This window comes from Pseudomonas sp. FW305-7, assembly GCF_058786735.1.
Map to the genome: position 1 here is coordinate 216,510 of NZ_JBYSZA010000004.1, position 18,716 is coordinate 235,225.

The 18,716-nt window shown below is 57.1% G+C and carries 22 protein-coding genes; 9 read left to right on the forward strand and 13 right to left on the reverse strand.

Going from position 1 to position 18,716, the window contains the following annotated elements; all coding sequences use genetic code 11:
- Positions 1–1,933 (reverse strand): bifunctional 5-dehydro-2-deoxygluconokinase/5-dehydro-2-deoxyphosphogluconate aldolase (locus tag AC3WMT_RS07925; RefSeq protein ID WP_492577732.1); only part of this gene is annotated, 1,933 nt, incomplete at its 3' end.
- Positions 1,934–2,246: 313 nt separating this feature from the next.
- Here AC3WMT_RS07925 and AC3WMT_RS07930 point away from each other — a divergent pair.
- The 6 genes from AC3WMT_RS07930 (at position 2,247) to AC3WMT_RS07955 (ending at position 6,494) form a co-directional block, all read left to right on the forward strand.
- Positions 2,247–3,167 carry a MurR/RpiR family transcriptional regulator gene (locus AC3WMT_RS07930; protein WP_103303402.1) on the forward strand — a complete coding sequence of 307 codons (921 nt, stop codon included), beginning with the start codon at positions 2,247–2,249 and terminating at the stop codon, positions 3,165–3,167.
- A 60-nt stretch (positions 3,168–3,227) separates the two neighbouring features.
- A complete protein-coding gene (locus AC3WMT_RS07935) occupies positions 3,228–3,833 on the forward strand; it encodes a glutathione S-transferase (protein WP_103303401.1) in 606 nt (201 codons plus the stop codon).
- A gap of 2 nt (positions 3,834–3,835) precedes the next feature.
- On the forward strand, positions 3,836–4,942 hold the full coding sequence (locus AC3WMT_RS07940) for a DNA alkylation repair protein (protein ID WP_103303400.1): 1,107 nt from the start codon (positions 3,836–3,838) through the stop codon (positions 4,940–4,942).
- 165 nt (positions 4,943–5,107) lie between these two features.
- Positions 5,108–5,428 (forward strand): isochorismate lyase, encoded by a 321-nt coding sequence (locus AC3WMT_RS07945; RefSeq protein ID WP_103303399.1) that lies wholly within the window; start codon positions 5,108–5,110, stop codon positions 5,426–5,428.
- Between the two features lie 233 nt (positions 5,429–5,661).
- Entirely contained in the window at positions 5,662–5,934 is a 273-nt protein-coding gene (locus AC3WMT_RS07950) for a hypothetical protein (RefSeq protein ID WP_033896791.1), read from the forward strand.
- Between the two features lie 227 nt (positions 5,935–6,161).
- Positions 6,162–6,494 carry a hypothetical protein gene (locus AC3WMT_RS07955; protein WP_146041227.1) on the forward strand — a complete coding sequence of 111 codons (333 nt, stop codon included), beginning with the start codon at positions 6,162–6,164 and terminating at the stop codon, positions 6,492–6,494.
- A 168-nt stretch (positions 6,495–6,662) separates the two neighbouring features.
- Here AC3WMT_RS07955 and AC3WMT_RS07960 read toward each other — a convergent pair whose 3' ends face one another.
- The gene (locus AC3WMT_RS07960; protein ID WP_103303397.1) at positions 6,663–7,595 is read right to left on the reverse strand and encodes a LysR family transcriptional regulator; all 933 of its coding nucleotides are present in this window, start codon (positions 7,593–7,595) and stop codon (positions 6,663–6,665) included.
- Between the two features lie 190 nt (positions 7,596–7,785).
- On the opposite strand from AC3WMT_RS07960, the gene AC3WMT_RS07965 reads away from it, so the two are divergent.
- Genes AC3WMT_RS07965 through AC3WMT_RS07975 form a run of 3 tightly spaced genes read left to right on the forward strand, consistent with a single transcriptional unit; the run spans position 7,786 to position 10,048 of the window.
- Entirely contained in the window at positions 7,786–8,790 is a 1,005-nt protein-coding gene (locus AC3WMT_RS07965; protein WP_256583513.1) for a TauD/TfdA family dioxygenase, read from the forward strand.
- A 3-nt stretch (positions 8,791–8,793) separates the two neighbouring features.
- On the forward strand, positions 8,794–9,552 hold the full coding sequence (locus AC3WMT_RS07970; RefSeq protein WP_103303395.1) for a sulfite exporter TauE/SafE family protein: 759 nt from the start codon (positions 8,794–8,796) through the stop codon (positions 9,550–9,552).
- Between the two features lie 16 nt (positions 9,553–9,568).
- Entirely contained in the window at positions 9,569–10,048 is a 480-nt protein-coding gene (locus AC3WMT_RS07975; protein ID WP_103303394.1) for a YbaK/prolyl-tRNA synthetase associated domain-containing protein, read from the forward strand.
- 235 nt (positions 10,049–10,283) lie between these two features.
- Here the strand turns inward: AC3WMT_RS07975 and AC3WMT_RS07980 are convergent, their stop codons facing one another.
- From AC3WMT_RS07980 to AC3WMT_RS08030, 11 genes are all read right to left on the reverse strand, one after another.
- Positions 10,284–10,940: a DUF2931 family protein gene (locus AC3WMT_RS07980; protein WP_103303393.1), complete on the reverse strand. Its 657-nt coding sequence runs from the start codon at positions 10,938–10,940 to the stop codon at positions 10,284–10,286.
- Between the two features lie 32 nt (positions 10,941–10,972).
- Positions 10,973–11,653 (reverse strand): DUF2931 family protein, encoded by a 681-nt coding sequence (locus AC3WMT_RS07985; protein ID WP_103303392.1) that lies wholly within the window; start codon positions 11,651–11,653, stop codon positions 10,973–10,975.
- Positions 11,640–12,293 carry a DUF2931 family protein gene (locus AC3WMT_RS07990; RefSeq protein WP_103303391.1) on the reverse strand — a complete coding sequence of 218 codons (654 nt, stop codon included), beginning with the start codon at positions 12,291–12,293 and terminating at the stop codon, positions 11,640–11,642. The genes AC3WMT_RS07985 and AC3WMT_RS07990 overlap by 14 nt, the downstream gene beginning before the upstream one ends.
- On the reverse strand, positions 12,293–13,834 hold the full coding sequence (locus AC3WMT_RS07995) for a phospholipase effector Tle1 domain-containing protein (protein WP_103303390.1): 1,542 nt from the start codon (positions 13,832–13,834) through the stop codon (positions 12,293–12,295). The genes AC3WMT_RS07990 and AC3WMT_RS07995 overlap by 1 nt, the downstream gene beginning before the upstream one ends.
- Before the next feature lie 135 nt (positions 13,835–13,969).
- Positions 13,970–14,332 (reverse strand): DUF6124 family protein, encoded by a 363-nt coding sequence (locus AC3WMT_RS08000; protein WP_103303389.1) that lies wholly within the window; start codon positions 14,330–14,332, stop codon positions 13,970–13,972.
- Between the two features lie 385 nt (positions 14,333–14,717).
- Positions 14,718–15,170 (reverse strand): GIY-YIG nuclease family protein, encoded by a 453-nt coding sequence (locus AC3WMT_RS08005; protein WP_218276674.1) that lies wholly within the window; start codon positions 15,168–15,170, stop codon positions 14,718–14,720.
- Between the two features lie 253 nt (positions 15,171–15,423).
- Positions 15,424–15,786, reverse strand: a complete 363-nt coding sequence (locus AC3WMT_RS08010) for a DUF6124 family protein (protein WP_103303387.1) — start codon at positions 15,784–15,786, stop codon at positions 15,424–15,426.
- 498 nt (positions 15,787–16,284) lie between these two features.
- The gene (locus AC3WMT_RS08015; RefSeq protein WP_103303386.1) at positions 16,285–16,806 is read right to left on the reverse strand and encodes a GNAT family N-acetyltransferase; all 522 of its coding nucleotides are present in this window, start codon (positions 16,804–16,806) and stop codon (positions 16,285–16,287) included.
- Between the two features lie 162 nt (positions 16,807–16,968).
- The gene (locus AC3WMT_RS08020; protein WP_103303385.1) at positions 16,969–17,448 is read right to left on the reverse strand and encodes a GNAT family N-acetyltransferase; all 480 of its coding nucleotides are present in this window, start codon (positions 17,446–17,448) and stop codon (positions 16,969–16,971) included.
- 13 nt (positions 17,449–17,461) lie between these two features.
- Positions 17,462–17,677 (reverse strand): DUF4287 domain-containing protein, encoded by a 216-nt coding sequence (locus AC3WMT_RS08025; RefSeq protein WP_103303384.1) that lies wholly within the window; start codon positions 17,675–17,677, stop codon positions 17,462–17,464.
- A gap of 107 nt (positions 17,678–17,784) precedes the next feature.
- Positions 17,785–18,588 carry a tetratricopeptide repeat protein gene (locus tag AC3WMT_RS08030; protein WP_256583512.1) on the reverse strand — a complete coding sequence of 268 codons (804 nt, stop codon included), beginning with the start codon at positions 18,586–18,588 and terminating at the stop codon, positions 17,785–17,787.
- Positions 18,589–18,716 lie beyond the last annotated feature (128 nt).

An 18,716-nucleotide genomic window follows, 5' to 3' on the forward strand; every position in this document is an offset into this window, starting at 1 on the left:
CACGCGCCTTGCGCCAGGCTTCGATCAGTTCGACAAACGTGCCCTGCACCTGGCGGATCAGCGATTCATCATCGATCTCGCCGGCCATCCACGCCCGGCTCGGCTCCTGAAAAATCGTCCGCCCCACCGCAAACCCTCGGCACGTGCGGCTGCCGCTGGCCTGCTGAAAGCCCTCGGCCAACGCCGCTGCCGGCGCATTCAGCCCCAGCAGCACCACGCCACGGCAATACGGATCGCGCTCTTCAATCAGTGCATCCAGTTGCTGCCATTCTTCGGCGCTCTGCGCTTCGATCTTCCACCACGCCGGGTAGATGCCGAGGTTGTACAGGCGCTTCAAGGCGCGATAGAGCACGTCCGGATGGGCCGACGGCAGATCCTTCGGCGGCACAACCTCCAGCAGCAATTCATGCCCGCTGACCTGCGAGGCCTGGTACAAACCCTTGAGCTGCGCCTCCTGCTCCAGCCGCAACATCGGCTCGTCATCAGGATGAAATTGCACCAGGCACTTGATGATTTGCTCCTGTGGCCAGGCAATCAGATTGCTGCCAATCGAACGCCCATGTTCGAACGCCAGTGGCCGCGAGTTCTGCACTTCGACCGGCCGCGCCACCCACCAGCCGCGACCGGTGGCGCTGTTGAGCGAGTCCTGACCGAAACGCTGATCCGCCAGCAACCCGACATCCGCCTCGACACCCTGCTCGCGCAGATCAGCTTCAACGCGCTCCACCGCTTGTATGAACAGTTGCTTCAAAGCGCTGATGCTGGCGAGATCGCGCCCACCCTTCTGCGCCAGCTCGACCAACTGCCAGCGATGATCGAAGGCAAAAATGAACAGCGGTTTCCACTGTTTGCGCGGCACGCTGACCTGATGCAAGCGCTGCAACGTCTCGTCCCGATCCGGCCGGGTGATCGGCACCGGGCTGTTGAACAGATAGTCGAGTTCGGCGCGGGTCGGCATCGCCGGGGCGCAAGCATGGCGCGACACCACCAGCCCGCCGCAGGCATTGGCCAACTGGCAGCAACGCTCATCCGTGGCGTCCTCGATCCAGCCACTGAGAAACCCCGACATAAAGGCATCACCAGCGCCGAGCACATTCAGCACTTCGACGCGCACGCCGGGATAGATCGCGCCATCCTCAAGCCGCACCGGAATCACCCCGTGAATCACCGTGCAACCCTGCGGCCCGAGCTTCACCACCAGCGTCGCGTTGCTCAAGCGCCGCACATTGCGCAGCGCGGTGAGCAGATCCTCAGCGCCACCGGCAATCAAAAACTCTTCTTCAGTGCCGACGATCAGATCGAAACGCGGCAGGATCGACTGCACGTGCTGGCTGACATTGCGGTCAGCGACAAACCGCGTCTCGCCATCGGCCTTGCCGGCCAGTCCCCAGAGCACCGGGCGATAGTCGATATCGAGCACACGTCTGACGTTATGTTTTTCGGCGTAATCCAGCGCCTGAATGCTCGCCTTGTAGACGGACTCGGTGGAGAAATGCGTGCCGGTGATCAGCAGCGCCTTGCTGGAAGCAATAAACGCCTCGTTGATGTCCTCGGCGCGCAACGCCATGTCGGCGCAGTTCTCGCGGTAGAACACCAGGGGAAAGGTTTCGCGGTCCTTGAGACCGAGCAGGACCATCGCAGTCAGGCGCTCGGAATCGACCTTGATCGCGCTGACATCACAACCTTCGCGAGCCAGCGACTCGACCAGAAAACGCCCCATATGATCGTCGCCGACCCTGCTCAACATCGCCGACTTCAAGCCCAACCGCGCTGTGCCGAAGGCAATGTTGGCCGACGAGCCGCCGAGGTATTTGGCGAAGCTGGAAACGTCCTCAAGCCGCGCCCCGACCTGCTGCGCATAGAGGTCGACGCCAAGGCGCCCGAGGCAAATCAGATCCAATTGACGCCCACTGGCAAAACGAGTCTGGCCCATGCTGGCTCCTGTTATTTTTATCAGCCGTGGTTTTCGTCGATACGTCGAAGAAAACACATTGAGTGGACGCAGACTAAAACGCTCCGCCAGCAATAATCAATATTTATTCTAATTATTTTTTACGTGGAATATTTTTTCCAATACACTTTCGTACGGGCGCTCCAGACGCGGTGCATCGATTCAGCATCGACCGCCAACCGTGCAAGCCAAGATTTTATTAGGGCCTACCCTGTAGACTGCGCACAGCCAACCTATTGTCATGGCCTGCCGCGCATCACCCCAGGCCTATAAGAACAAGCCAGAAGGATTTTTTATGTCCCGCACCGATCAGCCGGCTACCGACGAGCGCCCCACCGACAGCGACCTCGCCAGCCCCCCGATCAATGCCGAGCGTCTGCTGCAGCTGATCACCGAAGAATACGAAGCCCTGCCGCGCCAGCTCAAACGCATCGCCAGCTACATGAGCCAGCAGAGCGACCGGATCATGGTCGACCGCATCAGCGACATCGCCCGCGAGTGCGAAGTGCACCCGTCGGCCATCGTGCGCTTCTCGCAGCGCTTCGGTTTCAGCGGTTTCAGCGAAATGCAGGCGCTGTTCCGCGAGGCCTACACGCACAAAGCCACGCCGGTGCAGAACTACCAGCAACGCATCCGCAGCATGATCGCCAACAAGTCGCAGAAGGCCAGCGCCGGCGACCTCGCCCGTGAATGCGTCGATGCCACCCTCTCCGGCATCGAACGCCTGGGCCAGGAACTCGACGACGCGGCGTTTGAAAAAGCCGTCGATCTAGTGGTCAACGCCGACAACATCTACGTGGTCGGCGTGCGCCGCTCCTTCGCGGTCGCCGACTACCTCGTCTACAACCTGCAACACACCAACAAACGCATCCACCTGGTCTCCGGCCTCGGCGGCAGCTACCGCGAACAGATGCGCAGCGTGCGCGCCAACGACCTCGTCATCGCGATCAGCTTCACCCCGTACGCCAAGGAAACCCAACACTGCCTGCGCATCGCCCAACACCATCAGGCGAAAACCCTGATCCTCACCGACAGCAACCTCTCGCCGCTGGCGAAACGCGCCAACACCGTGCTGCTGGTCAACGAAGGCAGCTCGTTCGCCTTCCGCTCGTTGAGCGCGACGTTGTGTTTATGTCAGGCGTTGTTTATCGCCGTCGCGTATCGGCTGGAGCTGAAGGTGGACGAGATTCACGAACAGGTTGGATTCGAGGACTGACAATTCCTTCAAGCTCGGCTAGGTTATGCCTTCCCCCGGTTCGACTTGAAGGAACGCGTCATGAAACTGATCGGCATGCTGGACTCCCCATACGTGCGCCGCGTGGCGATCTCCGCCAAACGCCTGGGGATCGACCTCGAACACGAGTCGGTCTCGGTGTTCCGCCACTTCGAGCAATTCCAGCAGATCAACCCGGTGGTCAAGGTGCCGACGCTGATCCTCGACGACGGCGTCGTCCTCATGGACTCGACGCTCATCCTCGACTACCTCGAAGCCGCCTCCGGCAAAAGCCTCCTGCCCAAAGAGCTGAGCCAGCGCGCGCACGCCCTGCGCCTGATCGGCCTCAGCCTCGCCGCTTGCGAAAAAGCCGTGCAACTGTATTACGAACGCAACCTGCGCCCGGCCGACATCCAGTATCAGCCGTGGGTCGAACGCGTCGAAGGCCAACTCGCCGCCGCGTTCACCGCACTCGAACATGAACTGGAAAAGACCGGCCTGCCCACCGACGGCACCCTGACCCAGGCCGGCATCAGCCTCGCCGTCGCCTGGAGCTTTACCGACCTCGTCGTTCCCGATCAGATCGATGTGGCGCGCTACCCGCGTATCGCCCAATACACTGCCTACGCCGAAACGCTTGAAGCGTTCGTCAGCACACCGATGACCTGACCATGAGCGCGACCGAAACCGCCGCACCCGCGCTCAAGGAAATCTTCAACGCCGAACGCCTGCAACACATCGCCACAGAAATGAGCGCCGTGTACCCGGCGTTCAAGGCCAAGGCATTTCTCAAACACGCCAATGAAGGCCTCGCTGATTTATCCGTGATGCAACGCATGGCCCGCGTCAGCGAAAGCCTGCACGCCGTGCTGCCGCTGGACTACGAAGATTCCCTCGACGTGCTGCGCGAACTCGCGCCAAGGCTCAACAGCGGATTCGTCAGCATGTGCCTGCCGCACTACGTCGCCAGCTACGGCGCCCACGCCTTCGACACCTCGATGCAAGCCCTGAAGTACTTCACCACCTTCGGCTCCTCCGAATTCGCCATCCGCCACTTCCTGCGCAGCGACCTCGAACGCTCGCTGGAACTGATGCACGACTGGACCCTAGACGAAAACCACCACGTCCGAAGACTCGCCAGCGAAGGCAGCCGCCCTCGCCTGCCGTGGTCGTTCCGCTTGGAGCCGGTGCAGGCTGATCCGCAATTGGCGGCAGGGATACTGGATCGGTTGAAGGCGGATGAAAGTTTGTACGTACGCAAATCCGTGGCGAATCATTTGAATGACGTGACGAAGGTGCATCCGGAGTGGGTACTGGACACGATTGAAGGTTGGTCGCTGGAGAACAAACACACGGCGTGGATCGCGAAACATGCGCTGCGGAGTTTGATTAAACAGGGGGATTTGCGGGCGTTGACGGTGATTGGGGCTGGGCGGAAGCCTGAGGTCGAGTTGCTTGATGTGAAAGTTGAGCCGGCGGTGGTGAGGCTGGGGGAAGCGATTACGTTGTCATTTGTGTTGAAGTCGACGGTGGCGGAAGAGCAGCGGCTGGTGATTGATTATGCGATTGACTATGTGAAGGCGAATGGCGGGGTTTCGGCCAAGGTATTTAAGTTGAAGACGGTGGTATTGGCGGGGTTTGGGAGTGTGGTGGTGGGACGGCGCCAGGTGATTAAGGATTTTACGACGCGCAAGCATTTTGTTGGGGGGCATGGGGTGAGAGTGATGGTTAATGGGGAGGTGTTGGCAGCTACCGCGTTTAACATCATTGCGGGATGACGCCACAAAGAGATTTAGTGGGTCTGGAAAGGGTTGAACAGGTGCGAAATCGAGGGCGGGCCAGTTTCAGCACATATGGAGCAGCTATTCACGAAGTACTGCTAACGGTCGGAACAGGACGATGAAGTCCCAATATTTTTTTTCAACAAACGGAGTTCCCCCTACATGGAAGTCATCAATCATTTGCAGCCAGAAGCGTGTGCAGGCATGGAAGAAATCCGGCGCGAGATCGATGCCCTTGATCAGGCTGTCATTCAGCTGTTGGGCAAGCGCTTTCACTACGTACTCGCGGCCTCGAAGTTCAAGACCTCGGCGACTTCAGTTCGTGCGCCAGAGCGGTTCAAAGCCATGCTGGTCACTCGACGCGAGTGGGCAGAGGCGGAGGGACTGAATCCGGATGCAATCGAGAAAATGTACAGCGACCTGGTGAATCACTTCATTGCAGAAGAGATGAAGCACTGGGCTGCTCAACAAGCTGACACGTGAAACCAGTGGCCGGGCTGTCTGCCGTGAGGATTGGATTTCGGTCAGTCATGACAGGCAGCAATCGGCCAAAAGCGGTCGCCCAACTGCTTCACCCTCGCTTAAGGACCAGCCAAGTGATATACCGCGCTTGGGTCTAATGCATGACACAAACAGGCAATCTCAAGATGCGATTCTCAATTTATAGCGGATTGGTTTTGGTGGGCTACTCGGCGCTCGATTACGGAGATCCCCCGATGGGCGTTGCTTTCGGCCAATTCGAACCTGCCGATGGGTACGCAGCTATCCAGAACCAGTGCTCCACGAACCATCACGACCAGACCGTTCTGGATCTTTCTGTTCAGACCGAAGCGGGTCTGGTCATTCCATGTGCGGGTCTGGCCATCTTGGATTACTCCGAAGAGCTCGCGCCACCGTGCATCGAAGTGAACATTTTCGGCATTCCACATCCGCTCTATGGCGAGCTGTTTCCTCAGCACGTCACCCTGTATGAGCGTCAATTCAGCTAATCGGAATGTCCCGCCGATGTCCGCTTCGGATTGTGGACTCAACCGGCCATTAGCTGTCCTTCACGAAGGGCAGCTTTGGGTCGCCTTCTGCCCGTCGCGAGAGGGGAGAAAACGGCCCAATACAGCCGGTCTGCACTGGCAGAAGTGGTTCAAAAGCGGAATTTATCTGCTATGACACCAATAGCGATTTGGTCTTTGAGATAGGCTGTAAAAGTATGATTACTACAGTGAGCCAAGATGATTGCCTAAGCTATTTCGTCGTCGTGCATGGCGTTGACATTGAGACCTACGAACGATTGGCCGTTCACTTCGAATGTCGTCGTGGCGGCATGCGAGTGACGGACGGAAGCAGGTATATCTCTATCCCAGTCACGATGGCTACCTCAGGGGGCACCCTTGCCTGGGTCAAAACCGAACTCGGCGGGCGCTACTGTGAGCTGTATTTAATAGTGTGCGTCGCAACCAAATTGTCTTGGAACGAGGTTGTCATCAACTCTGAGATTGCTTTGCTCGCCGGTCAAGCTGGTGCGGCGATTAAGGTTGCTTTTAAACAAGCGTGATTTCATCTCTGCAATATCCACTTTGGGTCGAAAGCAGCCTTTTTATGACTGGCTTACAGCCGTTCGTAAAAGGCCACAATCGGCCAAGCACTCATGACGTCGTCCGGTAAACATCAAAACCCAGGGTGCTCTCGATAGTGAGCGGACAGGGCTGAACGCCCCCTAACCTCATATCAGTGCTGAGCCGCGTTTACATTCGAGGCTTTCACCCAAGCCACGGATCATCTCCATCAATGCCTTCACCCGCAGCGGTAAATTTCCGGCCGGGTATACCGCGTGCATCTGTGGGCTCTCACCGCTGCTGGAGGTGAGTTTGTACTCAGGACAAACCCGCAGAAGGCGCCCCGCCTCCACTTCGGGCTCCGCCATCCAGTCCGCCAAGCGGGCGATCCCGACACCTGCCAGGGCTGCCTGGAATACCGCCAGACCGGAGCTGAAACGAAATTTTGGATGAACCCGAAAGCTGATGGCCTGCTGCTCACTGCGAAAATTCCACTCCTTGAGAATCCGTGGCGCGGTATGCAGGATCAGCGAATGCGAGTCCAGTGCCTCGATGGAGTCGGGTATGCCGTGGCGCGCCAGGTAGCCGGGGCTGGCATACAGATAACGTGAGTAACTCCAGAGCGCAAAGCCGATCAATTCGCTGGATTGTGGAAACGCGCCGCGAATCGAGAAGTCCAGCTTGCTCTTGGCCGGGTCGATGATCTCATCGGTGAAAATCACATCGATGTTTACGTCTGGATAACGCTCACAGTACTGCGCGATCAACCGGGGCAATACCCCGTTTCCGAGAATCTCGGGGGCGGAAAAACGGATCCAGCCGGAGGCCAGACCGCTGAGACCGGAGAGGTCTTCATCCACCTCACGTTGCAGATCGAGCATTTTGTACGCGTGGTGCAATAAGCATTCACCCGCTTCGGTCAAGCTCACGGCATTGGACGAGCGATTGAACAACTTGAGCCCCACACTTTCCTCCAGGGCTTGAACGGCGCGGGTCAGTGCGCTGGGGGAGCGCCCCAGAGTCCGTGCCGCGGCGACGAAGCTGCGCTTGCGAGCCACGGTCGCGAAGGCTTCAAGTTCCCCCAACATATTCAATGCCACTCTCCACCTCATTGCATTTTTCACAACGCGGCATTGCAACACAAAAAAGTCCCTTCCGTTAACCTTCTCGTTTAACCCACAAGGATTGGGCAAACAGGAGCGCAAGGACGTGTCGAAGCTGGATAAAGAAATCGGGAAAGTCGCAGCTTGTGTTGATGAAGTCATTCATGAATGGCTGGAAAAAAAATCAGTGACGTCGATTCGACGGGAGATACCGCAAATTCATCTGTCGCTCGAAGAACAACGCACACTTCAGGCCGGTCTGGCATCGCTGGACGTGACCGATAGCGCCTCGGGTATCTGCCACATGCCGGTCCTGGGGCAGTTGCTGGAAAGTGTCCTGTGCACCGAGAAAATCCAGCAGCTACGCAATTTTCCAAAGTCCCGTGAAGTGGCGATGATCGTCAGGGGGTTGCCGCTGGACCCGCAACTGCCCGCCACGCCCTATGACCTGGAGCCGGGTATCGAGAACCTGTCGACGCTGGCCGGGGCTATTTTGTCCGTGCTGCAAACGCTGCAAACCCGTCCACTGGCGTACGAGGGTGAAAGCAGCGACACCGTGTTCCGTCACGTTTCGCCCAAGCAAAAGCGAGAGACCGAAAAGAGCTCCTATGGCTCGCGCGCGGATCTGGACATGCATGTCGACAACCCTCACCTGCCTTTGACCTGCGAACCCGTCTCGCAGTTGTCGGCCTGTCCGGAGTACCTGTCCCTGACCGGCCTGCGCTGCGAGCTCGACGTACCGACGCGCATCGTCGCCATTGACGAGGTGCTGGCCATTCTGCCGACCTGGGTCGAAGAAGAATTGTCACGGCCGAAATTCACCGTTCGCCGGCCGGCCTCCTTCGGCAAACAGGGGAATGTGCTGGAAAACGTCCCCTTGCTGTACAGAAGCGCAACCGATGGCCTGTATTGCCGCTACAACAAAGCGAGTGTCGAAACGACCTGCGCCAATGCGCAGTTTGCCCTCCAACTGTTCGCCGCCGCCGCCAATCATTCCGATGTCGTGCACCACATATTGCTGCAACCAGGCGACATGCTGATCTTCAAGAACCAGCAAACCCTGCATGCCCGAGATGGTTTTACACCCCGCTACGACGGCCGTGATCGCTGGATGTTGCGCGTCTTCGGGGTCAATGATCCGGCACGCGTGGTGCCGCTGAACCCTCATCAACCCTATATAGTCAGAGCCTGATTCATGGTCGATATTGTCATCCTATGCGTGTTCGCCTTCGCCGCCGGCCTGATCGATGCGGCGGTGGGCGGCGGCGGACTGATCCAGATTCCCGCGCTGTTCAACGTGCTACCCACCGCTCAACCGGCGGCGCTGCTGGGTACCAATAAGGTCGCGGCCGCCTGCGGCACCGCATTCGCGGCCCGGTCCTTCGTGCGCAAGGTGGTGATCGACTGGGGGCTTGTGATCCCCGCCGCCTGCGCGGCTTTTGTCATGGCCTTCTTCGGAGCCGCCACGGTGTCGTTCGTACCCCAGTCGATGATCCGGCCGGCGGTGCTGGTGTTGATTGTACTGATGGCGATCTACACCTTCTGGAAAAAGGATTTCGGCGCCCTGCACAAACCCATGCGCATCGGTACCAAGGAAAAACTGCTGGCGATCGTCATCGGCGGTGCCATCGGTTTCTACGATGGTCTGTTCGGTCCCGGCACTGGCAGCTTCCTGATCTTCCTGTTTATCCGCTGCTTCGCCTTCGACTTTCTCCATGCCTCGGCATCGGCCAAGCTGGTGAACATCGCGACCAACGTAGCGGCACTGATGTTCTTCATTCCGACGGGTAACGTGCTCTACCTGATCGCAATCCCCATGGCGGCATTCAACATCCTGGGCGCGCTCACCGGCACCTGGCTGGCGGTTCATAAAGGCGTGCCCTTTGTCCGGGCTCTCTTCCTGGTGTTGCTGGTGATTCTGATCAGCAAACTGTCCTACGACCTGTTCCTGTAAACCAGAGGAAAACTACATGCATCCCATGTTCGATCGCCTCGTGGCACTACTCGATGCCCGCTCAGCCTCCTACCGGGTGATGATGCACGATGCCGAGGGCCAGTCGGCGCGCGTCGCCGAAATCCGTGGCACCGAGCCCGGCCAAGGCGCGAAGGCCATGCTTTGCTCCCTCAAGGGTCAGGCCGGACCCTATGCACTGGTGATCCTGCCGGGCGACCAGAAGCTGGACATGAAGAAAGTCGGAGCGGCCCTGGGCGGGAAAAAAGCCGAACTGGTAAAGGCCGAAACCGCCATGGAACTGACCGGGTGCAGGATCGGCGCCATCCCTCCCTTTGTTTTCGATGAGCGGATTCAATTGATAGTCGATCCGGCATTGACCACTGGCTACGCTGAAATAGCCTTCAACGCGGGGCGGCTGGATGCGTCGATGGTGCTCGATACGAAGGATTATCTGGCGATTACCATGCCTCGATTGCTGGATATCAGCCAGGCCTGAGCAGACGTTTTCACATACGCCGCAAAAAAGGGGGACGGGTTTATTTTCATTCGTCTTGAAAACAGACCTTAGAAATAAATCAGTCCGCTTTTGCCCAAATGCGTTCGTTCCTGAGCGGCCGCCATCGGCCAGAAGCGGCTATTCGGGACCCACAGCAATCGGCCAATAGTCGCCATTCACGAAAGGCTCCTTTCGACGAATGGCGGCGTGATGCTTAGCTACATTGGTCCACTGCTTACCAGCTTCCGTAAGGGATGCCGAACTTTTCGATATAGCGCTTGGATTTTTCACTAACCGGGTATGCGTAACGTCCTTGATTCTTGCCCTGACTAGGGCCTAACGGTTCGATCTCGGCTTGGGCCTTACCCACTTTGATGGGGCGATGGCACGAGTCCCGAACAAAAATCTGAACAACGCCTCCTGGAGCCAAACCCAAGTAAATAGATGCGCTGTAAACGGCTTGCTCTTCCGGCGTTTCAGGGCACCGCTGATTCACTGATTTCACCATCAACTGCCTCGCATCTTCAGGCACGTCGACCCAAACCTTATACGTCTGCGGTTCAACAATGGATTGCCAACGTACATAAATGCGCTTGGGTAGATCAGCACCAATCACCGCTTTTGAGGCACCGCCCACAGCGTGCCAGCCTCGTGCGGATTCTTTACCGTTTTCTGGCTCCCCACCTGCGGCTGTGCCTCCCCCGGTGCGTCTGAACAACTTGCCGTTTATGTCTTCGACGGCGCTATCTTCAACCCATACCTTCATGTAATAGGGCTCGGTGAACGCGAGCTCCCACGAGTCAGATTTGGGATCGTTTTTGGCTGACAGAGGATCAGCAGGTTGGCAGCCAGCCATGATTAGCGCGCCCAGCAAGGTTACAAGAATTTTCATTACCAAAACTTCCATTCAGGCAGGTGTCACGGCTACCAACTTCCATATGGAATGCCGTATTTCTCGATATAGAGCTTGGCCTTTTCACTCACTGGATAGGCGTATCGATCACCGTGCTTGCCCTGCTGCGGGCCGAGCGGTTCGATCTCGCCTTGGGCATGGGCAACTTTTACTGGGCGGTGGCACGAGTCTCTGACCCAAGCTTGGAGCACACCGCCGGGAGCTAGCCCCACATACAATGTCGCCATGTATCGGGCGGTTCTTTCTGGAGTTTCCGGGCAGCGTTGGTGTGTTGATTTCACCATCAACTGCCTCGCTTCTTCTGGAATTTCTATGAAGCCTTTATAGGTTTTTTGCTCTGATATGGACTGCCAACGTACGAAGATCATTCTTGGAAGATCGGCGCCAGTAACCGGAACTCCAGAACCTCCGACGGTACCCCAACCCCGGGCAGACTCTGTCCCATCTTCTGGTTCGCCTCCGGGGGCAGACTTTCCGCCGACTCTGAAAAACATCATGTTCTTGATATCCAGAACTGAGCTGTCTTCTACCCAGATTTTCATGTAACGCGGTTCAACGAATCCTAGCTGCCACCAAGGAGACTTAGGGTCATTTTCTCCACTTTCGGATCCTCCGGTCTGGCAGCCCATCAACAGTAAAGCGCCCAACAGGACGATTGTTGATTTCCTCACCCAGCGCCTACCAACTTCCATACGGAATCCCGTATTTATCGATGTATTGCTTCGCCTTTTCACTGACCGGATAGGCGTAGCGACCACCGTGTTTGCCCTGTTCCGGGCCTAGTGGTTCAATCTTGGCTTGCCCCCGAGCAATCATTATCGGATTCCGACATGAATCACGGACCCAGGCTTGAAGTACGCCTCCCGGTGCGAGCCCCACGTAAAGTGACGCCATGAACCGAGCTGGTTTTTCCGGTGTTTCCGGGCAACGCTGGTGTGTGGACGTCACCATCAATTGCCTCGCCTCTGCTGGAATTTCAATGAAGCCCGCGTAGGTTTTTTGCTCTGTGATGGATTGCCAACGAACGAAGATTTGTTTGGGAAGCTCAGCGCCAGTCACAGGTTTCCCTGTTCCCCCCACGGTCCCCCAACCACGGGCAGACTCGGTTCTGATGTCGGGTTCGCCGCTCGCAGCCGTGCTCTTCCCTGCTCTGAAAAACACTCTGTTATTGATATCTTGAACGGAGCTGTTTTCTACCCAGACTTTCATATAGTTCGGTTCAACGAACACTAATTCCCACCAAGGATATTTTGGGTCGTTTTCACCTGTTTCATGGTTTGCGGTTTGGCAACCTGCCAGAAGGAGAAAGCCCAGCGCAATAATTACTTTCATTACCAAAAATTCCAATCTGGTACATGTGGATGCTGCACGCGGATTGCGTCTTCCGTAGGGGCGTTTATATACACCGCTTCAATGCCGCTGCCGTCCCTTCTCCCGAGTGGATGGTTCCAGTTCGCAGAGGTATGGATATATTTCAGTTTAAGCAGCGCGTCTTCCTCAACAGTGATGCGGTAGTCACCGGAAACAAATCGATCACACAGCGGCTGGAGTTCTAGGGGAACCGAGTGCTCCTCACCTTCGGGGATTTCGATGAGCGGAACGCCCTTTTCCTTTGCCAGTTGATACATGACTCTCAAATAGACTCTTGAGAGCTTGCCGCTAACCGGCCGCTTGAGTTGCAGAGCGGCGTACACGCGTTTCTGTTTGGGTGAAAGTATGTCTTGATGCTCCTGTGGGAGCTCGAAAGACGCGGGAGTAACAATTTCCAGCCATTGAGCAGGCCATCCGTTAGCGATCCACTGGCGTCTGATTCGCGCAGCATCCTGATAGATCGACGTGGTTGAGACATCGGTGTAAAGAGGTACCGCGAGTGTTTGCATCGGGCTGATCAGTACGCACTCCTCGACTTCATCGAGATAGCTACCGCCGATATCTGAATGAACACCCGGAAAGGTATATTCCGGATGTGCAGGTTTTACCCGACTCAGCGCGAAATTGGCACGGCATTCATCTCGGGCTACAAGATGGACAACATCTGTGAAGTACTGGCGGTCCAGGTAAAGCTTCACACCCGGGGCGATGGAGCTTTTCACGCGTCCAAAATTAGTGAAACCGGCGATGGAGGGCACTGTATCGAACAGGCCAATAAACCCCATTCGTATGCCGCGTCCAAACTGGCTATCAAAGTTACGGTTGAAATCTCGGGCGCTGCTGTTCAGCAAATTTCCCAGAGGCCCTTGCTTGCCTCGCACCACTTCATTTGCGAAGTGTCGGGCGGCTGCAGCACCACGGCTGAACCCAAACGTATCAAACGTCAGAGACGCAATTTCGCTGTTAGGATTTTCTTTCAGGGTGTCTTCAACAATTTGTCTGATTTGCGTAAATGAAGCCTGTACGCGGCCAGCTACTCCCGTATCACCCCGTCCCAATCCAGCACCTAGCACACTGTCTTTTTTATCACTTTGAGTACCGATACCGTCCATGTAAATAGAGCCCGACACTCGCGTGACGGAGCCTCCTCCTTCACCATCTTTAGCTTCCTTATACAACAGATGTAGTTTCGCTACATTTGTAAGTCCTGCGCCATAGCTGCTATCCGTATCCCCCATATAGGGCTGACAGCTAGCCGGAATATCCTCCGGCGCAATCGGATGCTGCGCACCACACAACAATCCAGCCGCTGTGTTATTCGCATTATTCCCAGTGCCATCAAAGAACACGCCAATCCTCAACGCGATGCCGATTTTCTCAGGCGCGGGCGCGGGTTCTTTGCTGTGCTTTTCGTATTCCGCCCAGCGCTGGGCGTGGATGTCGACGGGTTCGGCTTCGGCGTAGCGATGGTTTTTCGGGGGGTTGGGAACGTAGCCACTCAATCCTTGATTCCTTGTTCTGATCCTTGAACGGCCGAAAGGGTGACAGTCGAGGATCAGGGGCGCAAGGCGTGGCCCTTTGCTAGCGCGTGGGGGAAATCGGGTTTGACGAGGGTTGCCCCTCGTCATGTTGGGGGGCTATTTGGGGATTTCGACGTTATCCAGCGCTCGGTTTACGGCGAGTTCGCCGAGCATCACGACTTGGGCGATGCCCAGTGCGGTTTTGCGACGGGAGGTGTCGAGCATGGCGGCGAAGTTGAGGAGCATTTCGCTGGCCGAGCCGAGGGTTTCGCTGGCGTTGGCCAGGAGGGATTCGGTGTCGTACTTCGGGTTGGCGAGGTACATGGGTTCCGGCTCGTTGATGCTGGCCATGATTTGGTCGGAAGGTTTGAGGTAATGGTCGAGGGCGCGTTCGGCGGCTTCGTGGAATTTCTTGGAGTCGGGGGATTCGTACGGGGATGCGGGGTCGGTTTGTGGCGGGTTCGGCGTTACTTTGAACATAGATGAAGCTCCTAACACACTTGAGGAGGCTTCACCCTTTCGCTACCAAACGAAGGGTGGCGGCCATGCACAGGTTGGTAGACCGGGTGTTAGGATCCGGCGCGCCCTAGGACGCCCTGTACATGACCACCATAAATCCGAAACGAAGAAATTTCGGCGATGGTGGAGCTGTACATCTAACACCGGGCTACCAAACCCGATCACTGTTTTTCAGTGACCGACAAACGATAGAACCCGCGACCTAGACGCACAAGCCGGCGGATTCTGGCGTAGTCGTAGGCGATGGCGCAAGGAATTGTAGGGCATGACCAGCAACGTACGACGCGCATTAAACAAACGCATCGTTTCTTGTTTATAGGCCAGTAGAGGTGTTAGACACTGAGATTCAATGCGTCTCAAAAGAATTCCACTGGTGCGTATCAAGGGCTAGCGCGCAGTAGGGTTCAAAAACGTAAAGCTCAAGCGCATTTTCGATGGCAATTGCTGCCACCTGGAGTGTCTTTAAATAGGATTGGGCCTCTATGAATGAGGTACCGAATAAGGCGTCATCCATTGCCTTCGCGCGCGTCAGCTTGGAGATCGTTCGATCTGGATGCTTAGCCATCGCTATTCGAAAAGCCAGGCTGGCGTCGAAATGTGTTTTACCGAAGACGTGCTGACGAAGCCGACTGACCACACTTCTGGAAATACCCACGTAGATAGGCACCCCGTTGTCGATCAGCACATAGCAACCCGAAAAGTCATGTGCCAGATCGAGCTGTTTTAGCAGCGATTTCGTGCCAACTCTCGGAACTGAAAATGCCTCCATCTCTCGCGGATCAGCCAGAGCGCTTTTCATTCTGCACATGTGGCCGGGCAGTACCGTTGTGGCTAACGCTTCAAATGTGTGCGGGCATTCATGTAATGGCATTCGAAAAAAGCTCGCTCTATAAGTAGATACCAACGCTAGCGCGGCAGATCGGCTCATGACAAGCCATGTAATACACGCCTGTTTGAAACAACATCTGAAACATCACTGATTGAAATACGGCGTATCTGGATAGCTCTCTGCAGCGAAGAGCAAAGGCGATCGCTGCAGAGAGCTCTAATTTCTATTTCGGTAGTTCGACGTTGTCGAGTGCCCGGTTTACCGCGAGTTCGCCGAGCATCACGACTTGGGCGATGCCCAGTGCGGTTTTGCGGTGGGAGTTGTCGAGCGTGGCGGCGAAGTTGAGGAGCATTTCGCTGGCCGAACCGAGGGTTTCGCTGGCGTTGGCCAGGAGCGATTCCGTGTCGTACTTCGGGTTGGCGAGGTACATGGGTTCGGGCTCGTTGGTGCTGGCCATTATTTGGTCGGAGGGCTTGAGGTAGTGGTCGAGGGCGCGTTCGGCGGCTTCGTGGAATTTCTTGGAGTCGGGGGATTCGTACGGGGATGCGGGGTCGGTTTGTGGCGGGTTCGGCGTTACTTTGAACATGGTGAAACTCCTAGTTGATAAAAGGAGCCTTCACATTCGCTACCAAACGAAGGTGGCGGCCATACGCGGGTTGGTAGACCGGTAACTAGGACCCGGCACACCCGAAGGTGTCCTGCGCATGGCCACCATTGAGCAGTGACCCGACAGGGTCTGCGAACGGTGCGCGATGCGACTAGTTATGGCGGGCTACCAAACCCGATCACTGTTTTTCAGTGACCGACAAACGATAGAACCCGCGACCTAGACGCACAAGCCGGCGGATTCTGGCGTAGTCGTAGGCGATGGCGCAAGACGATGTAGGGCGCAGGTGGTTACGGGAGGCTTCCTTTAAACATCGGTGGTGTTTGCTGTTTATTGCTTTCAGTGAGTGAGGTGGTGAGTGGGCTGACGTCTTCGCGGGCAAGCCCGCTCCCACAGGGATGTGGTTGGCTGGGGGCTGGTAGCGGCTGGGTAGGCTCATTCCTACGGGCGGTATGCGTTTCGAATCACCGGCCTTGTTCAGGCGGGGTTGCGCTGGATTCGAAACACCAGGCTAGGGGCTTTGCCCGGCACGTCGTCGAGCAGTCCGAAGCGGCGCAGGCCGATTTTCTCCAGCACCTTTATCGACGCGGCGTGATCAGGCCTGACCAGGCCGAACACTTCGGGTAATCCGAGGTGGTCGAAGGCGTGGGTCAACGCGGCTTGCCCCGCTTCTGTTGCGTAGCCGTGGCCCCAGGCTTCGACGGCGAAGCGATAGCCGAGGTTGATCACCGATTTCCCCAAATAGTCATGCGTCGCGATGCCGGCGAATCCGAGTATATGGTCAGGGGATTGGGCGCTGCTGATGGTCCACCAGCCATAGCCGTGGGTAGCCCAGTGCTTGATCCAGCGCTCAAGCAACGCCTCAGCCTGGGCGAGGTCGGTCATGGGCCCGGCAGGGTTGAACAGGTTGGTCTGCGGGTCGCCGAAAATGGCGAAAACGGCGGGTAGGTCGGCGAGTTGCGGTTGCCGGTATATCAGGCGGGATTTGGTGGCAGACATGATCAAAACCTTGTTGGAAGATTCTCGGAAACACAGGTTGTTTCGGCGGGCGCCATCGCGAGCAGGCTCACTCCTACAGGGGGCGGGCCAGACCCTAGGTCATTTCTGGCTGGACGGACGCCATCGCGGGCAAGCCCGGCTCCCACAGGTTTCGCGGGTTGCTCAGGTTTTGTGGCGGGTCATGTGAATCAGCGCTGATCGCCTGCCACCCGGCGCGGGGCGTTCTTCGATGGCGAACGGGACGAAGCCGAGTTTCGGGTAGAGCAATAATCCGGCGGTGTTTTCGTTGAAGCAGGAGAGTTGCACTTCGTTGGCCTGATACTTTTCGAAGCCCAGTGCGGTCATGGTTTCGATGATGTATCGGGCCACGCCTTTGCCACGGGCACTTGGCGCGACGATGACATTGCCGATGCAGCAGATGCCGTTGTGTTCGGCGCGGTAGAAATTGGCGAAGCCGACGACTGATCCATCCGCCTCGAAAATGCTCGAGTCGAAACGTTGGCTGATCGCTGTGTGCAGTTGTTCTTCCGTCAACGGAAAGTGCGCTTTCGGGAACATGAAAAACAGCTCTTGTTCGCCTTGGGGAAAGCTGCAGACGGTTTTGACGTCTTCGGCGAGCAGGGGTCGGTGGGTGAAGTTCATCGCTGCCCTGCCCTCACTTTTTGCTGGCTGCCAGATGATGCGCGACCAGTGCGTTGGCATGGCCGTGGCCCATGCCGTGTTCGTCCTTGAGCCACGCCACCAGTTCCATGTGTTTCTTGTCGGTGATGCTGGCGAGCAGGTTCAGCCAGTGGTCGATGGGCTGGCCGTACTTCTTTTCGATGGAGGGGAAGTACGACGCCGGGCCTTTTACTTTGTTGTCTTCGCTCATGCTGCAAGCTCCCTGGGATCGCGACGGAGGGTCGGCGGACGCTCCTTGTCGGCAAGCCATAGAGTGGACGCGAGAGGCAAATCCGGCAAGTGGCCCGGGTTGTTCGCTTACTTCGAAATGAGTTCTGCCATTCTCTGCAGATCAGTCTTGCCGTCGGTCATGACGGTGGACCTGATCCAGTAGGTTTTCTGCTCCGGCGGCAGGATTGGCTCGGCAGGGAATCGGTAATCAGCGTAGCCCTGCAATACCTTTTGGTCGACAGCGCTATTCCCGGAGCTTTGCACCAGTGAGATCGTCGGCACCGGCACACCGGGGATGCCTTCCAGTTGCACCGTCACCGGTTGGCTGTCGCGCGCGGTCATTCGCTCTTTCTTCAAGGTTTCTTCGATGGCCAGTGCCCTGTTTCTCAAACGATAGCGCACGTCGCTTTCAAAGATTTCGTTGTAGCGCGCTTGTTGCGCGGTGGTCATCGTTACGCCTCGGGAGCGCAGACGTTGCAGGCCACTCAAGGCGCCGTCGACGCCATTGGCACTGCTGAGGTAATACTTCAGCGCGCCTTGCAGATCCTGCGGGCCACCCTTGCCGAACTCGAGGAACTCGGCCACTTTGAACTCCGCGTCGGCATGGCCGGGATTTACCACCGAGCGCTGATAGAAGTCCCGGGCAGCCACCAGATCGACGGGCCCGCCCACGCCGTTTTCGGCCATGGCGCCCAGTCGGCTATAGACGCTGGGGTCTCTGCCGACCATCGACTCGTAAAGACCTCTGGCCTTGGGAAAGTCCTGCGCTACGCCGTGACCATGCTCGTACATCAAGCCGAGCACCACTGCGCAGTTGACGTACTGAGTGCTGAGATAACGAATTTCCTCGACTTCTCTGGCGCTGATCGATGGTTGTTTGTAGATGGACACACAACGAGCGTCGGGGAGCTGATTCTTTGAGGATTGGAGCTGGGGTTCGCCAAGGGTTTTGCACCCGGAGATGAGTGCCGTAAGCGCGAGTAAAGTGACAACCTTGTTCATGACTGCTTCCATTGAAA